The 17,134-nt window shown below is 58.9% G+C and carries 12 protein-coding genes and 4 tRNA genes; 9 read left to right on the forward strand and 7 right to left on the reverse strand.

Features of this window, described 5'->3' with window-relative positions:
- Positions 1-21: 21 nt before the first annotated feature.
- The gene (locus AC5SEM_RS05125) at positions 22-3,492 is read right to left on the reverse strand and encodes a hybrid sensor histidine kinase/response regulator (RefSeq protein WP_495472306.1); all 3,471 of its coding nucleotides are present in this window, start codon (positions 3,490-3,492) and stop codon (positions 22-24) included.
- Between the two features lie 222 nt (positions 3,493-3,714).
- Entirely contained in the window at positions 3,715-4,257 is a 543-nt protein-coding gene (locus AC5SEM_RS05130; RefSeq protein WP_123592717.1) for a TetR/AcrR family transcriptional regulator, read from the reverse strand.
- Between the two features lie 91 nt (positions 4,258-4,348).
- Here AC5SEM_RS05130 and AC5SEM_RS05135 point away from each other — a divergent pair, with 91 nt between their 5' ends.
- From AC5SEM_RS05135 to AC5SEM_RS05150, 4 genes are all read left to right on the forward strand, one after another.
- Positions 4,349-5,536, forward strand: a complete 1,188-nt coding sequence (locus tag AC5SEM_RS05135; protein WP_116032299.1) for an MFS transporter — start codon at positions 4,349-4,351, stop codon at positions 5,534-5,536.
- A 51-nt stretch (positions 5,537-5,587) separates the two neighbouring features.
- Positions 5,588-5,899 (forward strand): cupin domain-containing protein, encoded by a 312-nt coding sequence (locus tag AC5SEM_RS05140; RefSeq protein WP_116032295.1) that lies wholly within the window; start codon positions 5,588-5,590, stop codon positions 5,897-5,899.
- A gap of 105 nt (positions 5,900-6,004) precedes the next feature.
- Entirely contained in the window at positions 6,005-7,156 is a 1,152-nt protein-coding gene (locus AC5SEM_RS05145) for a TDT family transporter (RefSeq protein ID WP_495472307.1), read from the forward strand.
- A 99-nt stretch (positions 7,157-7,255) separates the two neighbouring features.
- On the forward strand, positions 7,256-9,130 hold the full coding sequence (locus AC5SEM_RS05150; protein ID WP_495472308.1) for an MFS transporter: 1,875 nt from the start codon (positions 7,256-7,258) through the stop codon (positions 9,128-9,130).
- A gap of 97 nt (positions 9,131-9,227) precedes the next feature.
- Here AC5SEM_RS05150 and sugE read toward each other — a convergent pair whose 3' ends face one another.
- From sugE to rdgC, 3 genes are all read right to left on the reverse strand, one after another.
- Entirely contained in the window at positions 9,228-9,542 is a 315-nt protein-coding gene (sugE, locus tag AC5SEM_RS05155) for a quaternary ammonium compound efflux SMR transporter SugE (RefSeq protein ID WP_077571744.1), read from the reverse strand.
- A gap of 120 nt (positions 9,543-9,662) precedes the next feature.
- On the reverse strand, positions 9,663-10,628 hold the full coding sequence (locus tag AC5SEM_RS05160; protein WP_077571745.1) for a bile acid:sodium symporter family protein: 966 nt from the start codon (positions 10,626-10,628) through the stop codon (positions 9,663-9,665).
- 148 nt (positions 10,629-10,776) lie between these two features.
- A complete protein-coding gene (rdgC, locus tag AC5SEM_RS05165) occupies positions 10,777-11,697 on the reverse strand; it encodes a recombination-associated protein RdgC (RefSeq protein WP_007919763.1) in 921 nt (306 codons plus the stop codon).
- Between the two features lie 159 nt (positions 11,698-11,856).
- Here rdgC and AC5SEM_RS05170 point away from each other — a divergent pair.
- From AC5SEM_RS05170 to AC5SEM_RS05190, 5 genes are all read left to right on the forward strand, one after another.
- Positions 11,857-11,932: transfer RNA gene (locus AC5SEM_RS05170), tRNA-Val, on the forward strand.
- Between the two features lie 19 nt (positions 11,933-11,951).
- Positions 11,952-12,028 (forward strand) — tRNA-Asp (locus tag AC5SEM_RS05175).
- A 191-nt stretch (positions 12,029-12,219) separates the two neighbouring features.
- A tRNA-Val gene (locus tag AC5SEM_RS05180) sits at positions 12,220-12,295 on the forward strand.
- A 19-nt stretch (positions 12,296-12,314) separates the two neighbouring features.
- A tRNA-Asp gene (locus AC5SEM_RS05185) sits at positions 12,315-12,391 on the forward strand.
- Positions 12,392-12,595: 204 nt separating this feature from the next.
- Positions 12,596-13,954 carry a hypothetical protein gene (locus AC5SEM_RS05190; protein ID WP_495472309.1) on the forward strand — a complete coding sequence of 453 codons (1,359 nt, stop codon included), beginning with the start codon at positions 12,596-12,598 and terminating at the stop codon, positions 13,952-13,954.
- On the opposite strand, the gene AC5SEM_RS05195 is transcribed toward AC5SEM_RS05190, so the two are convergent.
- Entirely contained in the window at positions 13,955-15,118 is a 1,164-nt protein-coding gene (locus AC5SEM_RS05195) for a catalase family protein (protein WP_495472310.1), read from the reverse strand.
- Complete coding sequence (locus tag AC5SEM_RS05200) at positions 15,115-16,923, reverse strand: di-heme-cytochrome C peroxidase (protein WP_495472311.1); 1,809 nt, start codon at positions 16,921-16,923, stop codon at positions 15,115-15,117. Before AC5SEM_RS05200 ends, AC5SEM_RS05195 begins: the two co-directional genes overlap by 4 nt.
- Between the last annotated feature and the right edge of the window lie 211 nt (positions 16,924-17,134).

Below are 17,134 nucleotides of genomic sequence, written 5' to 3' on the forward strand. Positions count from 1 at the left end.
GCCGCTGCAGTAAACACATCTTTAAAGCGGCAAGTACCGACTCAACAACGCCCGCAACGCCGCCGGCTTCACCGGTTTCGGCAGATAATCCAGCCCCGCCGCATGCACCTGCGCAACCATCTCCGGTCGCCCGTCAGCACTGATCACCACCCCCGGCACCGGCTCGCCCAACGTGGTGCGCAACCACGCCATCAACTCGGTGCCGGTATCGCCGTGGTCGAGGTGATAGTCGACCAACGCCAGTTGCGGTCGCACGCCGTCACTCAGCAGCGCCGCGCATTCCTCACGGTTGCGCGCCGTCCACACCTGACAACCCCAGCGGCTCAGCAGGCTGTTCATGCCGATCAGAATGCTGTCTTCATTGTCGATGCACAGCACCTGCGCGCCGCTCAGCAATTTGCCATTCAATTCAACGGCGGCGCTCGCCGGCACGGCTTGTGAGCGAGCCAGCGGCACGCTGACGCTGAACACACTGCCGCGCCCCGGCCACGAACGCACACGCAAGGTATGCCCGAGTACACGGCACAAACCATCGGCAATTGCCAAACCCAGCCCGAGGCCTTTTTCGGCGCGGGTCTGATGGCTGTCGAGGCGTTTGAATTCCTCGAAAATCACCTGTTGTTTATCTTCTGGAATACCCGGTCCGCGATCCCACACTTCCAGGCACAGTTCGCCGCCATGTCGACGCACACCCAGCAGCACCGGACCTTTGGCGTAACGGAAGGCGTTAGTAAGGAAGTTCTGCAGAATCCGTCGCAGTAATTTGATGTCGCTGTCGATACGCAAATGACTGCCGCGCACACGGAAGGTCAAACCTTGTTCCTGGGCCAGCGCCTTGAACTCGGCACCGAGAATGTCGAACAACTCATTGACGGCGAACGGCTTGCGATCCGGATTGATCTTGCCGTTTTCCAAGCGGGAAATATCCAGCAGATCGCTGATCAAGTCCTCGGCCGAGCGCAGCGAACTGTCGAGGTGTTGCACCAGTTTCTGCGCCTCGCTGCTCAAACCGTCGTCCTGGTGGGAGAGGGCGGCGGAGAACAGTCGAGCGGCGTTCAGCGGCTGCATCAAGTCATGGCTGACTGCCGCGAGGAAGCGGGTTTTCGACTGGTTGGCCGCCTCGGCAGTGCCCTTGGCTTCAGTCAGTGCGACGTTGAGTTGCGACAGTTCCTGGGTGCGTTCGCTGACGCGTTGCTCCAGCCCTTCGTTGGCCTCGGTCAGCGCTTGTTCGGCTTCGCGGAACGCGGTGATGTCGGTGAAACTCATGACGAAACCGCCACCCGGCATCGGGTTGCCGATCAGCTCGATCACCCGGCCGTTGGGGAACAAACGTTCAGAGGTATGCGCGCGGCCCTGACGCATCCAGTGCAAACGCCGGGCAACGTGGACTTCCGCTTCACCGGGGCCGCACAAACCGCGCTCGGCGTTGTAGCGGATGATGTCGGCAATCGGTCGGCCAACGCTGATCAAACCGTCCGGGTAGTTGAACAGTTCCAGATAGCGACGGTTCCAGGCCACCAGTTTCAACGACTGGTCGACCACGCTGATGCCTTGGGTGATGTTCTCGATCGCCCCCTGCAGCAAGGCACGGTTGAACTGCAGTACCTCGGAAGCTTCGTCGGCGATGCGGACTACATCCTCCAGTTGCATTTCCCGACCTTCGATGGCGGCTTTTACCACGGCGCGCGTCGAAGAAGCGCCAAGCACACCGGCCAGCAAGCGCTCGGTATGGGCGATCCATTCGCCGTCGGCATTCTGGTTCGGGTTGAAGCCTTTGCCCTGGCGATAGGCGAAGCGAATGAAGCTCTGGCGCGCACGTTCCTCACCGACAAAACGCGCGGCCAGTTGCAGCAAGTCGTCGATCTGCACCGCCAGCATCGACCGCGCACTTGGCCGTGCGCTGATCTCCTGCCCGATGAAGCGCCCGGCCTGCCAATGCTCAGACACCCGCGTACGCGACAGCACCGAGACCCAGGCAAACAGCGTGAAGTTACCCGCCAGCGACAGCACCACACCTTGGGTCAGCGGGGTAATCGGCAGGTTCAGCGGATTACTGTGCAACCACGCCAGCCCCGGAAAACTGCTTAGCGACCAGCCAAGGCTGTGCGCGGCAATCGGCAGGATCAACGTGTAGAACCACAGGAATGTACCCGCGGCCAACCCGGCGAAAACACCACGGCGGTTGGCCTGCTTCCAGTACAAGGCTCCGAGCATCGCTGGTGCCAATTGGGTCACCGCAGCGAAGGCGATCTGGCCGATGGTCGCCAGACTCGCGGTCGAGCCGAGCAGGCGATAGCTGACGTACGCCAGCAACAGAATCACCACGATGCTCACGCGCCGCACCGACAGCATCCACTGGCGGAACACTTCGAACGGGCGCTCGGCGTTATTGCGGCGCAGCAACCACGGCAACAGCATGTCGTTGGAAACCATGGTCGACAACGCCACGCTGGCGACAATCACCATGCCCGTGGCCGCTGACGCGCCGCCAATAAACGCCAGCATCGCCAGCGCCGGATGCGCCTGCGCCAGTGGCAGGCTGATCACGAAAGAGTCGGGCAGCACGTCGCTGGGCAGCAGCATCTGACCGGCCAGGGCGATCGGGACTACAAACAGCGCTGCCAAAGCGAGATAAGCGGGAAACACCCATTTGGCCAGACGCAGATCCTGCGGATCGATGTTCTCCACCACGGTGACGTGAAATTGCCGGGGCAGGCAGATGATCGCCATCATCGCCACGCCGGTTTGTACCACCATCGACGGCCAGTTAATGGTTTCTTTCCAGTATTCCTCGAGGCGCGGGGCGAGCATGGCCTGGTTGAACAGGTCATCGAAACCGTCATACAGGCCATAGGTGACGAAGGCGCCGACGGCGAGAAACGCGAACAGTTTGACCAGCGACTCAAAGGCAATCGCCAGCACCATGCCCCGGTGGTGCTCGGTGGCGTCGAGGTTGCGCGTACCGAAAACGATGGTGAACAGCGCCAGCACCAGCGACACGATCAGCGCGGTGTCCTGGGCGCGAGTGCCCATGGCGTCGGCACCGGCACCGATCAACAGGTTTACGCCGAGGACGATGCCTTTGAGTTGCAGGGCAATGTAGGGGAGGACGCCGACCAGACAGATCAGCGCCACGACCACCGCCAGCGATTGCGATTTGCCGTAGCGTGCAGCGATGAAGTCAGCGATGGAGGTGATGTTCTCCTGTTTGCTGATCATCACCATTTTTTGCAGAACCCACGGCGCGCCCACCAACAGCAGGATCGGCCCGAGGTAAATCGGCAGGAATGACCACAGTTGTTCGGCCGCCTGACCGACTGCGCCGAAGAACGTCCAGCTGGTGCAGTAAACCGCCAGCGACAGGCTGTACACCCAGGCACGCATGCGCGGCGGCAACGGCGCGCTGCGGCGGTCGCCGTAGAAGGCGATGGCGAACATGATGGCCATATAGGCCAGGGCGACGGCGGCGATCAGCCCGGTGGACAGCGACATGCAACACTCCCGACAAAAGACTCCCCGGCACTCCTGCCCGGGCGGACAGTCTCGCATGCGCGGGGCGGTTAGTCAGTGTCGACCAAGGTCGTGGCGTGGCGGGGTGTCGCAGGGGCGGAACCGGGTGGTTTTGGTGGTGACTCTTGAGGCCCCATCGCGAGCAGGCGAAGGCCTACATTTGAAATGCATTCCCCTGTAGGAGTGAGCCTGCTCGCGATGGCGTCAGTCCAGCCGCAGCGCGATATCGATCAGATAATGCAATTCTTCCACTTCCAGCGCCGCCGCCGAAAACAGAATCCGAAACACCACCGGCGCGACCACCAGATTGATCAACCGATCAACACTCGGCGCCGCCTCATCGGGATGTCGCTCGATGATCGTCTGCAATTGCGCACCAATGATCGTCACGCAATACCCCGGCGTAGCGCTGGCCTGCACGTCGCGCATCATGTTGCGCCCAGGCTCGGAGCTCATCTCATCGAGATACTGCTCGGCCCACGCGCGAATATCACTGCGCAAGCTGCCGGTTTGCGCCGGCTCGCTGTCGGGGCGCATGCGGGCGAGGGCGACGTCGGCCAATAACGCCGAAAGATCACCCCAACGTCGATAGATCGTCGACGGTGTAACTCCTGCGCGAGCGGCGATTTGCGGGACGGTCACGGTCGAGCGCTCCTGTTCTTGCAGAAGCGCGTGGACTGCCGAATGAATCGACTCTTGCACCCGGGCACTGCGGCCGCCGGGGCGTAAACCTTCTTTAATAGCCATGCGGCAGACCTTAACACAAAGAATTTGCTTTAAGCGTTGAGCAGTAGCACACTCCGCAAAAGCAAAAAATTAGCTTTTGCGGAGTGTGCACATGAATAGCGCTGTTTCACATCGTTCGAATCTGTGGTTTCTGGCGATCACCTTACTCAGTTTTCTCGCCGCTTCCACTGCGCCGACGCCGCTGTATCACTTGTATCAGGATCAACTGCATTTCTCGGCAACGGTGCTGACCCTGATTTTCGGGGTCTACGCCCTGAGTCTGCTGGCGGCGCTACTGACCGTCGGTTCGCTGTCGGATCACCTCGGGCGCAAACCGGTGATCTTCACTTCGGTGCTGCTCAACGCGTTGGCGATGTTGCTGTTCATTTATGCCGACAGCGTCAGTGGGTTGATCGCAGCACGCGTACTGCAAGGCTTCGCTACTGGCATGGCCACCGCCGTTTTGAGTGCCACGTTGCTGGACACCGATCGTCAGCAAGGACCGCTGATCAACAGTGTCGCGCCGTTGCTGGGCATGGCGCTGGGTGGCATGGGCTGCGGATTGCTGGCCGAGTTCGCCCCCGCGCCGTTGCAACTGACTTACTGGCTGCTGCTGGCGCTGTTTGTATTGCAGGCGTTATACGTTTGGCGTCTGCCGGAAAGCGTTACGCCGCAAGCCGGAGCGTGGGCATCGTTGAGGCCGACTTTGCATGTGCCGGTGCAGGCACGTTCAACGTTGTGGCGCGTGTTGCCGCTGAATACGGCAACCTGGGCGCTCGGTGGTTTCTACGCCTCCCTCGCGCCATCGCTGGTGCGCACCGCCACCGGTTCGACTTCCAATCTGATCGGCGGCGCAACCGTGGCAGCCTTGACGGTGACCGGAGCATTGATGATTTTCACGCTGCGCAATCGTCCCGCGACAAGGGCATTGCAGTTGGGCGCGAGCCTGTTGCCGATCGGCCTGGTGTTGATTCTGCTGGGTGTGCACAGCGCCAGCCTGGCGTTGTTTTTCCTTGGCACGCTGGTGGCCGGTTGCGGCTTTGGCTCGGGATTTCTCGGTGCCGTGCGCAGTCTGGTGCCGCTGGCCTTGGCCCATGAGCGCGCGGGGTTGATGGCGGCGTATTACGTGCTCAGTTATCTGGCGTTCTGCCTGCCGGCGTTGCTCGCCGGGCACTTGTCGCGCAGCTACGGTTTGCTGGCGACCACCGATGGTTACGGTGCGGTGTTGATTGTGCTGGCCGTCGGCGCGTTGTTGCTCAGCCTGCGTCCTGCGCCGGCCAAAGTGTGCCGCGCTCCATAATCGCTGCGGTTTCGGTTAGCCTTGGCCAGCCTTCTTCTCACGGATCGACTCATGAAGATTATCCGCAGCAAGACCTTCACCGCCGAGCGCGCCTGGGGCGCGCTGGACATCGCCAACATGAACGGCATCACCACACGCCTGCACTGGACGGATCAGCCGTACAAATGGCATGTCAATGACGGCGAGGAAGTGTTTGTGGTGCTCGATGGCCAAGTGCTGATGCATTACCGCGAGCAGGGCGAAGAAAAACAGGTGCAACTTGATGTCGGCGACATCTTCTATGCGAGCGTCGGCACTGAGCACGTCGCCCATCCGCAAGGCGCAGCGCGGATTCTGGTAATCGAGAGCGAAGGCAGCGTCTGACTTCTTATTGGTAAAACAGATAACAGTTAGAGATATTACCCGTTATATAGATATTCGATTCGGTTCTACCATGGACTCAACCTCACCAGAGGACAGGAGTTCATGATGATTTGCCCCAACAGCGCCAAACCCGGCATCAAGCCGTTCAGCCAGCTTCAGCATCCGCGCGAAGTGATCCGCCAGTTCACCCCGAACTGGTTTGCCGCCACCATGGGCACGGGTGTGCTGGCGTTGGCGCTGGCGCAACTGCCCTTGGCCATTCCAGGCCTGCACGCTATCGCTGAAGGTTTGTGGCTGTTCAACATTCTGTTGTTCAGCGTGTTTACCGCTGCCTACGCTGCGCGCTGGATCTTGTTCTTCGATGAAGCGCGGCGGATTTTCGGCCACTCCACGGTGTCGATGTTCTTCGGCACCATTCCCATGGGCCTGGCAACGATTATCAACGGTTTTCTGCTGTTCGGCCTGCCACGTTGGGGCGACGGCGTGATTCATCTCGCCGAAGTGTTGTGGTGGGTCGATGTGGCCATGTCGCTGGCCTGTGGTGTGTTGATTCCGTACATGATGTTTACCCGCCAGGAACACAGCATCGACCAGATGACTGCGGTTTGGCTGCTGCCGGTCGTGGCAGCAGAAGTGGCGGCGGCCAGCGGTGGTTTGCTTGCACCGCATCTCACCGATGCTCACTCACAACTGGTGGTGCTGACGACGAGCTACGTGCTCTGGGCCTTTTCCCTGCCGGTAGCGTTCAGCATTCTGACGATCCTGCTGCTGCGCATGGCCCTGCATAAACTGCCCCACGAAAACATGGCAGCCTCGAGCTGGCTGGCTCTCGGCCCGATCGGCACCGGTGCGCTGGGCATGTTGCTGCTCGGTGGAGATGCGCCTGCGATCTTCGCGGCGAATGGTCTGCCAAGCATCGGTGAAATCGCCTCGGGTCTTGGGCTTATTGCAGGGATCACCCTGTGGGGTTTTGGTCTGTGGTGGATGTTGATGGCGTTGCTGATCACCGTGCGCTACCTGCGCGACGGCATTCCGTTCAACCTCGGCTGGTGGGGCTTTACCTTTCCGTTGGGCGTGTATTCGCTGGCAACCCTGAAACTGGCGAGCACCCTGAACCTGACGTTTTTCAGCGTCGTCGGCACGCTGTTGGTGATGTTGCTGGCGGTGATGTGGCTGATCGTCGGTAAACGCACAGTGCAAGGCGCCTGGCGTGGCGAGCTGTTCGTCTCGCCGTGCATCGCAGGTTTGAAGAAATAACCTGAAAGTTTTAGGTAAGGTGTGGCCTGGATCGCGCTTCGGGATTCCAATAAGCAGTACCCAGGCCTCTCTACCTTAAACATCAGGGAAACACGGAAGATGAGTCACCCCTCACAGTTCAACCTGCTGCGCACCCGGCGCTTCTTGCCGTTCTTCATCACGCAGTCGCTCGGTGCGTTCAACGACAACGTGTTCAAGCAGTCGCTGATCCTCGCCATTCTCTACCGGCTGACCATCGAGGGTGACCGTTCGATCTGGGTCAACCTGTGTGCGTTGCTGTTTATCCTGCCGTTTTTTCTATTTTCGGCACTGGCCGGGCAGTTTGGTGAAAAGTTCGCCAAAGACGCGCTGATCCGTCTGATCAAACTCGCGGAAATCGCGATCATGGCCGTAGGATCGGTCGGTTTCCTCTTTGATCACTTGTCGCTGATGCTGGTGGCACTGTTCGCCATGGGCACGCATTCGGCGTTGTTCGGGCCGGTGAAGTACTCGATCCTGCCGCAGGCACTGCGCGAGGATGAGTTGGTAGGCGGTAACGGCCTGGTGGAGATGGGCACGTTTCTGGCGATTCTCGCCGGGACGATTGGCGCCGGGGTCATCATGTCTTCGAGTCACTATGCGCCGTTGGTGTCCTGCGCGATCGTCGGGATTGCCGTGCTGGGCTATCTGGCCAGCCGCAGCATTCCGCGCGCGGCGGCGTCCTCCCCGGAAATGCGCCTGAACTGGAATATCTTCAGCCAGTCGTGGGCCACATTGAAGCTCGGTCTGGGCCAGACCCCGGCGGTGTCGCGCTCGATTGTCGGCAACTCGTGGTTCTGGTTTGTCGGGGCGATTTACCTGACGCAGATTCCGGCCTATGCCAAGGAATGGATGCACGGCGATGAGACCGTGGTCACCCTGATTCTCACCGTATTCTCGGTTGGTATCGCGCTGGGTTCGATGCTTTGCGAGAAGCTGTCCGGGCGCAAGGTCGAGATCGGTCTGGTGCCGTTCGGCTCATTCGGTCTGACCGTGTTTGGTCTGCTGCTGTGGTGGCATTCCGGGGGAATCCCCGACAGTGTCACCGGCCACAGCTGGATTGAAGTGCTGGGCTTTGTGCACACCTGGGCAGTGCTGATTGACATCTTGGGCCTCGGCGTTTTCGGCGGTTTCTACATTGTGCCGCTGTATGCCTTGATCCAGTCGCGCACCGCCGAGAACGAGCGCGCGCGAGTGATTGCCGCCAACAACATTCTCAACGCGTTGTTTATGGTGGTCTCGGCCATCGTCTCGATCGTGTTGTTGAGTGTGGCCAAGCTGTCGATCCCGCAGTTGTTCCTCGTGGTGTCGCTGCTGAACATTGGCGTTAATGCCTACATCTTCAAGATCGTCCCCGAGTTCAGCATGCGTTTCATGATCTGGCTGCTCAGCCATTCCATGTACCGCGTCGAGCACCGCAACCTTGAGGCGATCCCCGATGAGGGCGCCGCGCTATTGGTGTGCAATCACGTGTCGTTCGTCGATGCCTTGCTGATTGGTGGTGCAGTGCGTCGGCCGATTCGCTTTGTCATGTACTACAAAATCTACAACCTGCCGGTGCTGAACTTTATCTTCCGTACCGCGGGGACAATTCCGATTGCCGGGCGTAACGAAGACATCCAGATCTACGAAAAGGCCTTCACTCGGATTGCTCAATATCTGAAGGACGGTGAGCTGGTGTGCATCTTCCCGGAAGGCAAGTTGACTGCCGATGGCGAGATGAACGAGTTCAGAGGCGGGCTGACGCGGATTCTGGAAGAGACGCCGGTGCCGGTGATTCCGTTGGCATTGCAGGGGTTGTGGGGGAGTTTCTTCAGTCGCGATCCGAATAAAGGTGTGTTTCGGCGGTTGTGGTCGCGGGTGACGTTGGTGGCGGGTGCGCCGGTGGAGGTTGTTGCGGCGGAGCCGGCGAAGTTGCAGGCGTTGGTGGGGGAGTTGCGCGGCGCTGTCAGATAGTCGGCGATTTTAAGGGCCTCATCGCGAGCAGGCTCACTCCTACATTTGAAATGCGTTTCCCTGTAGGAGCGAGCCTGCTCGCGAAAGCGGTAGTGGCTTAAGCGCTGACCTTAAGGCCAATCAATCCGGTAATGATCAGCGCCACACTGGCCAGCCGAATCAACGCCATCGACTCGCCAAACAGCAAGATCCCGGCTATCACCGTGCCCACCGCACCGACACCGGTCCAGATCGCATAAGCCGTGCCCAGCGGCAATTCCTTCATCGCCAGACCCAGCAGACCCAGACTGATAGCCATGGCCGCAACGGTCAGTACGGTGGGCAGCGGGCGGGTGAAACCGTCGGTGTATTTCAGGCCGACGGCCCAGCCGACTTCGAACAGGCCGGCGAAAAACAGAATGATCCAGGACATGAAAGACCTCCATCGATTGACGGGGTCGTCCCCAGATTAATGACTCGTTCGAGCCGCAAGGTCGTCCCCGCGTTGCGCGCTAGTTTGACCAGCATTAACCCGGGGATCAAGTTTTCGAGGTCAGTCAGCCGCTCGCTGCGCCAGTGTCTCGCGATCTTCTTTTTCACTCATGCGCCGGAAGTACGTCGACAGCAGTGCGCCGGAAATATTGTGCCAGACGCTGAACAGCGCACTCGGCACCGCCGCCAATGGCGAAAAATGCGCACTGGCCAATGCCGCACCCAACCCCGAATTCTGCATTCCCACTTCCAGTGCCAACGACTTGCGCTGGGCCAGCGGTAACTTGAACAGGCGCCCGGTGAAGTAGCCCAGCAAATAACCGAAGCTGTTGTGCAGCATGACCACGGCCATGATCAACAGACCGGATTCGGCGATTTTCGCCTGACTGGCGGCCACCACGGCGGTGACGATAATGACGATGCTGACCACCGAAACCAGCGGCAACACATCCACCGCGTGGCGCACTTTGTCGCCGAGCAAACGCTGGGCAACTACGCCGAGAATGATCGGCAGCAACACCACTTGCAGGATCGACCAGAACAACTCCATGAACGACACCGGCAGCCACGCCGAGGCCAGCAGCCAGATCAGCGCCGGGGTCAGCAGCGGGGCGAGGAGGGTGGTGACGGCAGCAATGGCCACCGACAACGCCAGATCACCACGGGCCAGCCAGGTCATGACGTTGGACGACGTGCCGCTCGGGCAGCAGCCGACCAGAATCACCCCGACGGCGATTTCCGGCGGCAGGTGGAACACTTGGCAGAGCAACCACGCCACACCGGGCATGATCACGAAATGCGCGACTACGCCCAGCGCCACGCGCCACGGATGGCGGGCAACGGCAGCGAAGTCGTCGAGTTTGAGGGTCAGGCCCATGCCGAACATCACCAGCCCGAGCAACGGTACGATCGCGCTTTTCAGGCCGAGGAACCACGCCGGTTGCAGGAACGCAATCACCGCGAAAATCAGAACCCAGTAAGCGAAGGTATTGCCGACAAAGCGGCTGAGTGCAGCCAGTGCGCGCATGGCCTGATCCTTATTATTAAATGAACAACACAAAACCAATGTAGGAGTGAGCCTGCTCGCGATAGCGATCTTTCAATCAACACATAAGTTGAATGTCAGTCCCTCATCGCGAGCAGGCTCACTCCTACAGTTTGGACATCACACGGCTTTAGATGCCTTGAGGAGTCTCTTCCCCACCCAACGCTTCCACCAACGCCGGCAGGAAGTCGCCAAACGTCAGCATCATCAGGGTGAAGCTGGCATCCAGTTGACCCAGCGCTTCATCACCACCGTCCTGTTCCGCCTGATCCTGCAACAGATCTTCGAACTTCAGACGTTTGACGGTCATCTTGTCGTCGAGCATGAACGACAGCTTGTCCTGCCAGGCCAGCGACAATTGAGTGACCACTTTGCCGGTGCTCAGGTGCAGCTGGATTTCTTCGCTGGTCAGGTCCTGACGCTTGCAACGCACGATACCGCCGTCTTCGTGGGTGTCGCGCAGTTCGCACTCGTCGAGTACATAGAAGTCGTCGGCGGCTTTCTGTGTGGTGACCCATTCGGTCATGGTCGCGGTTGGCGACATTTTCACGGTCAGCGGACGAACGGGCAGGGTGCCGATCACTTCACGCAGGGTCGACAGCAGGTCTTCAGCGCGTTTCGGGCTGGCCGAGTTGACCAGGATCAGGCCCTGTTTCGGCGCGATGGCGGCGAAGGTCGACGAGCGACGGATAAAGGCGCGCGGCAGGAAGGCCTGGATGATTTCATCCTTGATCTGATCGCGTTCCTTCTTATAGACCTTGCGCATCTGCTCGGCTTCGATCTCTTCGACCTTTTCCTTGACCGCGTCACGCACGACGCTGCCCGGCAGAATGCGTTCTTCTTTACGCGCAGAAATCAGCAGGAAGTCACCGCTGACGTGCACCAATGGAGCATCTTCGCCTTTGCCGAACGGCGCGACGAAACCGTAGGTGGTCAACTCCTGGCTTGCACATGGACGCGCCAGTTTGGTGGCCAGTGCAGTTTCCAGCGCCTCGGCATCGACAGGCAGGTCTTGGGTCAGGCGATAGATAAGCAGGTTTTTGAACCACATGGGGTGAGTCTCTCCTTTATACAAAGGGGGGCATTATTGTCTTCGCCGTCTCATAGGCCAACCCTTCTCTAAGCCTTTGGAAGGCCTGAGAAAATTATTTAAAAAAGTGCTTGCCAGAGGTTGGGTCGCTCCGTAGAATGCGCGCCACACCGAAGCGAAGGGTGATTAGCTCAGCTGGGAGAGCGTCTGCCTTACAAGCAGAATGTCGGCGGTTCGATCCCGTCATCACCCACCATTCGTTTCAAGTGTTTAGCGCAGCGGTAGTTCAGTCGGTTAGAATACCGGCCTGTCACGCCGGGGGTCGCGGGTTCGAGTCCCGTCCGCTGCGCCATATTCGGTAACCTGGACCACTGAACGCCAGGTCACCACGGAAAAACCCGCCAAGGCGGGTTTTTTTCTGCTCCAAGGTTGTACCCGCGGGATGTGTCGTTTCACCTGTTTTCGGATTTATTTGAAAAAAACTTCAATTAAATCAACACATTACGAAAACTTGTGGCATAATGCGTCCCGTAACGAAGCGAAGGGTGATTAGCTCAGCTGGGAGAGCGTCTGCCTTACAAGCAGAATGTCGGCGGTTCGATCCCGTCATCACCCACCATTCGTTTCAAGCGTTTCGCGCAGCGGTAGTTCAGTCGGTTAGAATACCGGCCTGTCACGCCGGGGGTCGCGGGTTCGAGTCCCGTCCGCTGCGCCATATTCGGAATCTGGAACACTGAACGCCAGATTCCACAGAAAGCCCGCCTGGTGCGGGCTTTTTGCTGTCTGGCGTTTGAGTATTTTTCGCTGCATATATCTATGTAGTGCCTGCCAGCCAAGCCGCTTTCGGACAATGGGCAACGTTGTTCATGACTCTTTTCGAGTCATGAATTGATTCATTGCCTACCGAGAGACCGAGCGCATGGATACTTCCCCTTCCGAAGAAGCCACAGAAGAGTCGCAAGACAAAATATTCCGGGCGTACAACCCGTCCTTCCTGACCTGTGATGATGCAGCAGCTTGCCTGCACGACGTGTTGATTTTTCAGCGCGGGACCGAACTTCGCTGGTTCATCCTCAAAGACGAAGATGGTCGGTTTTTCTTCGCCGAAGCCGCAGAACACAGTGCTACGCCTACTGAAGAAGCTGAGGACGACGAACAACCTGAACCGCTGATTTCACTCGTCGTATCCGTGAGTGCAACCGGTCAACTGAGCGTTCCGCAAGGCTATACGGTCGAAGCCGTGTTCCGCATGCATTCCGCGAGCGATCAAGGCGTCGGAGAAACGGTGTCGGAGTGGAGCCAGCGCAACCGCTTTTTCTCTATATCCGACCTGTCTGACGTTATGAGTTCACGTCGACAGTACACCAGGTGCTACCTGTCAGTAGACGGTAACTTGCTTTCGTACACCTCAACGAATTCGGTATTTGAACAGGAGTTGGCACCCCGAATTGCCAGAGACCGCAGTGGTGCAGTGCGAATGTTTGAAAATATGTATGGGCGAGGCCAGTTGCCGAGCAGTATCTGGATTCTATTGGCTGTTACGGCGGGTGAGGTTGTCACGGTTGTGTCGGGTGTCCTTTGGCGCAAACGGGGAGTGATCAAAGCCAGTTGGCGCTCGGACATCTTTCAGGAAACACCCTCCAATCCGCAGATGCCGATCTTTGGCCAGGTCTGCCAGGACGCCCGGGAAGTCGCATATCACCTGCGCCTTCGACACCGGGAGACGTCGGCCGGTCGGCAATCGATGGGCTTTATCCTCAAGCACAAAATCCAAGACGTGTTCGTCGCCACGGCACCGAGTTTCAGCCAGTACGTCGATTTTGACCGGGCGACGCTTTTTCCCAAGGATCAGCATGGTAATCCGATGCTGCCCAGAGACTTTCGTGTGCATGGCATCTATCACTCGACCCAACCATTCGTGGCTGACATTTTGCAGGGTGAGGGAGACGAGCACTTTTTCTCCCCTGCCGACCTCAAGGTCGGGCTCAACCGACTATTGGCAGCCCCCCATCAGCGTTTGTTTCTTGTTACTTCGGATGGGGCTGTGTTGCGCTTTGCCAAGTCTGAAACGTCTCTGATAACAGGGTTGCTAGCGGAGTTCGACGAAGGGCTGGAGCAGAAAATAGTCTCGGGTCAGATAACCCCGCAAATGTTTATCGACAAAGTTGCGGCTGTCGGGTCCTTGGGTGTCATGGTCCCGAGCAAGACATGGCCGGATGTCGGACGGATCAGGCCGTCTGGCGAGGTAGTAGCGGTGATTGCCGAGCGGGCAGAGTGATCATTTGTCATTACGCAGGTGACGATAATCACTGACTGCCTCGTAAACCGCTTTACGCAAGCGGTTGATCCCACCGATCGGTCGATGCGGTTCAATGCCAAACCAAGGGTTGAACGACAGGTTATCGCATTGCAGATTCAACGCCGGGGTATCGAAATCCTGCGGCGGCAGGGTGACCCGCGCCACGGTTTCGAAGGGCGAATCCTGCTCGCGCCATTCAATGCTGGTGTCCTCGATCGGCATGTATTGATGGGCATCCTGACGCTGAATCTGCAGCACGAAGCAGGCGGGTACACGATCCGTCGACAGCTGCTGATTCAACGCGCTGCGCAGGAAGTTCGGCAGGTCGTGATTATGTTTGGGCAATGTGTACGCGGGGCAATTGTCCGGATCCGGCGCGACCCGGAATTTCGCATTCGCCTCACCGAATTTGTAGGGCGAAACCGAAAAGTAGGTCGTCGCCGTCGGGCTATCCGGCGGCGGCGACAAGGTTGCCAGCGCGATAAACAAATGGCGGATCTGCCAGGTGCGCGGGTCCCATCCGGGGAAAAACGCCATGACCTTTTTGCCGTCAGCCTGCGCTGCCACATTCTGACGGTACTCGGCGACATCGCTGACAAAAAAGTTCGGGTGGCTGAACATCACGAAATCCTGTTCAGGCTGTGCCTGGCGGTTGCCGAGCAGCTGTTTTCCCGAAACATCCAGCAGTTTGATTGCCATGCCTCTGGCGTCGCGGATGCTGTCGAACTGTGGGTAGGCATTGCCGTTGGACAGGCGAATCATCGCTTGCCAGGTTTTGCCGGGCTCACTGAACACGCCCTGTCGCAGCGACTGCGCCAGTTCCGGCAACACCTGCACCTGCGCCTTCACGCAACCATGAGCCTTGGCGTGTGCGTCGCGCAGATAGCGTGTGCCTTCGCGGTGCTGATCAACGATGCGCACGGCGGTCTGAATCACGTCTTGAGTCATCGCGGCTTCGCCGGGTGGAATCTGTTCCAGCGCTGAAACCGGGCCACGGTGTTGCCAGGCAAACCACGCCGTGGCGATGGCCCAGCCGAGCAGGCCGATGGCGGCCACAATCAGCAGCGTTTTGCCAAGCAAACGTCCTAGCCATAACCAGATTCTGGCCGACAACGGCAATTCTTTCTTGAAGGTCGAGATCATGGCAGTTGCGCCTCCAGTGGGCCGCCGAGGACTTTCAGGTACTCAAGAAGTGCCCAGCGTTCTTCGGGCTGCAATAGCCGACCAATCACGCCATTGCCGCGTTCGCCGGCACGAAACTCATGACCGCTGTTGTGGTTGCCAGTGATATGCGTGTCGAACAGGAAGCCATTGGTAAACGCTTCGGTGCGATAACCCAGATGGCGCGGATCGTACTCGAAGGTGCCTTTGAAGAAGGTTGTGGCGCGTTCATCCTGCGGCGACAGCAACTGATAAATGCTCGGCACCGAACCGTTGTGCAGAAACGGCGCAGTGGCCCAGACACCGGCCAGTGGGCGCGCCTTGTAAGCGACTTTTTCGCGTACGCCGATGGGCAGGCCGAAACCGTCCAACTGCGGTTTCTCCTGCGGCGTGACGTTGGCTTCGCGGTAGGCACGATCTTCGACGAAGGCGGTGACGTAAGCCAGGCCTTTGGCCACTGACAACTGGCTCAGATCCAGAGGTTCCTTGGGCGTCGGATGCAGTTTGACGTCCATGGTTTCGAGTTCTTTCAGATCCCATTGCAGGGCAGTCAGATCGAAACGGTGGCTGGCGATATTATTGGCGGCGGTCGGGTCGGTGCCGATGACATCGATCGGTAGCATGTGCAAATGCTGCACCCAGCGCTCACCTTCCTGCGTCTGGCGCGGTACGTGACAACCGGCGCAATTCTCGGCAAACAGCGTGCGCCCCTTGGCTGCCAGTGGTTTATCGATGGCGCCAAGCAGCTCCTCTGGCCAGGCGGGCGCCTTGAGCTTTTGCAGGGTTTCTTCGATCTTGTGCAAATCACGCACGCGCACGCTGGAGGCATAGCGTGCAGTGCCTTGCAGCGGCTGACCGTTGGTATCAAAAAAATTCAGGGTGGCGCCGACGCCCAATGCTTCGCCGATGTTGCGTGCCATCGGCTGCTGTGCGGAGCCGTTCCACTGCACCCAATCGAACGTCCACATGTCCCAGAGCTGCGGATAATCCACCGGGGCATTGGCCACGCGGTAGTTGGCGGGGGAAATCGCATCGCCAAACGTCGCATTGGCAATGCGTCCGAAGGCGTCGGCGCGGCCGGGACCTTCTTCGGTCGGATAGAGGCCGCGATGGGTATCGTTCCAGGCGACCTTGAGGAAGGTGTTCAGAGAGGTTTTGAAGTCTTTGCGCAATTGCTCGTGGCGCGCATTGTATTCGTCGCCCAACACGGTTCTGGCAAAGCGTTCGAATTTCCATGGGTTGTAGTAGGTCGAGGTCAGACTTGCCACCAAAGCCTGTCCGAAACTGCCGCCGCGTAAAGTAGGAACACTGGAAGGCAGCACATGTTGTGCAGTACCGCCGTCAATCCGTACGGCCTGGCCTTTGAAGCGCAATTCGCCGGTGTGGCAAGCGGCGCAAGTGATGTCCAGATATTGCTCGGAGCTGCCGGGATTCTGGTGCCGGGCAAAACCGACGGGGAGGTTACCCGGATTTTTCGCTGAGGCTTTCTGCTGCGGATCAATCAGAAAACCGAAACGCGCGAGGTAATCGGGTGAGGCGAAACGTCGCTCCGAGAAGGGCAGTTCCAACGCTTGGAACCACTCATAGCGCAGGCCTTTGACCTGCGTGCCCTGAGGCGTGAAATAGTAGGTTTGCCGGTCTTCGTCACTCCACTGATCGAGGTAATGCACCTGCTCGGCGGGGGAGTAGAAGGGCAATTTCGGGTTGGCGACGTAGTACAGCACCACTGCGAGGACGAGTCCCAGCAGCACGACGATCAGAATCAGCACACGGAATAGAAGGCGCAAGATAAACATCCTTGTCAAATTGTTCCGCTGTTATGCCTGAGCCTGCCCTATGCGGCAAGTGGCCATTACGCCAGATGATGCAAGAACAAACGACGCTGATTGTCGGGACAAGATGACAGAAGCTTCATCGTCGCTTCGCCGCAATGCGTTTTAATCCCTGAACTTATCGGAAGATTCCTGCTCTCATGCCGGTAGCCATTGGTCGTGGCGG

It is taken from the genome of Pseudomonas sp. CH61, from assembly GCF_059429415.1.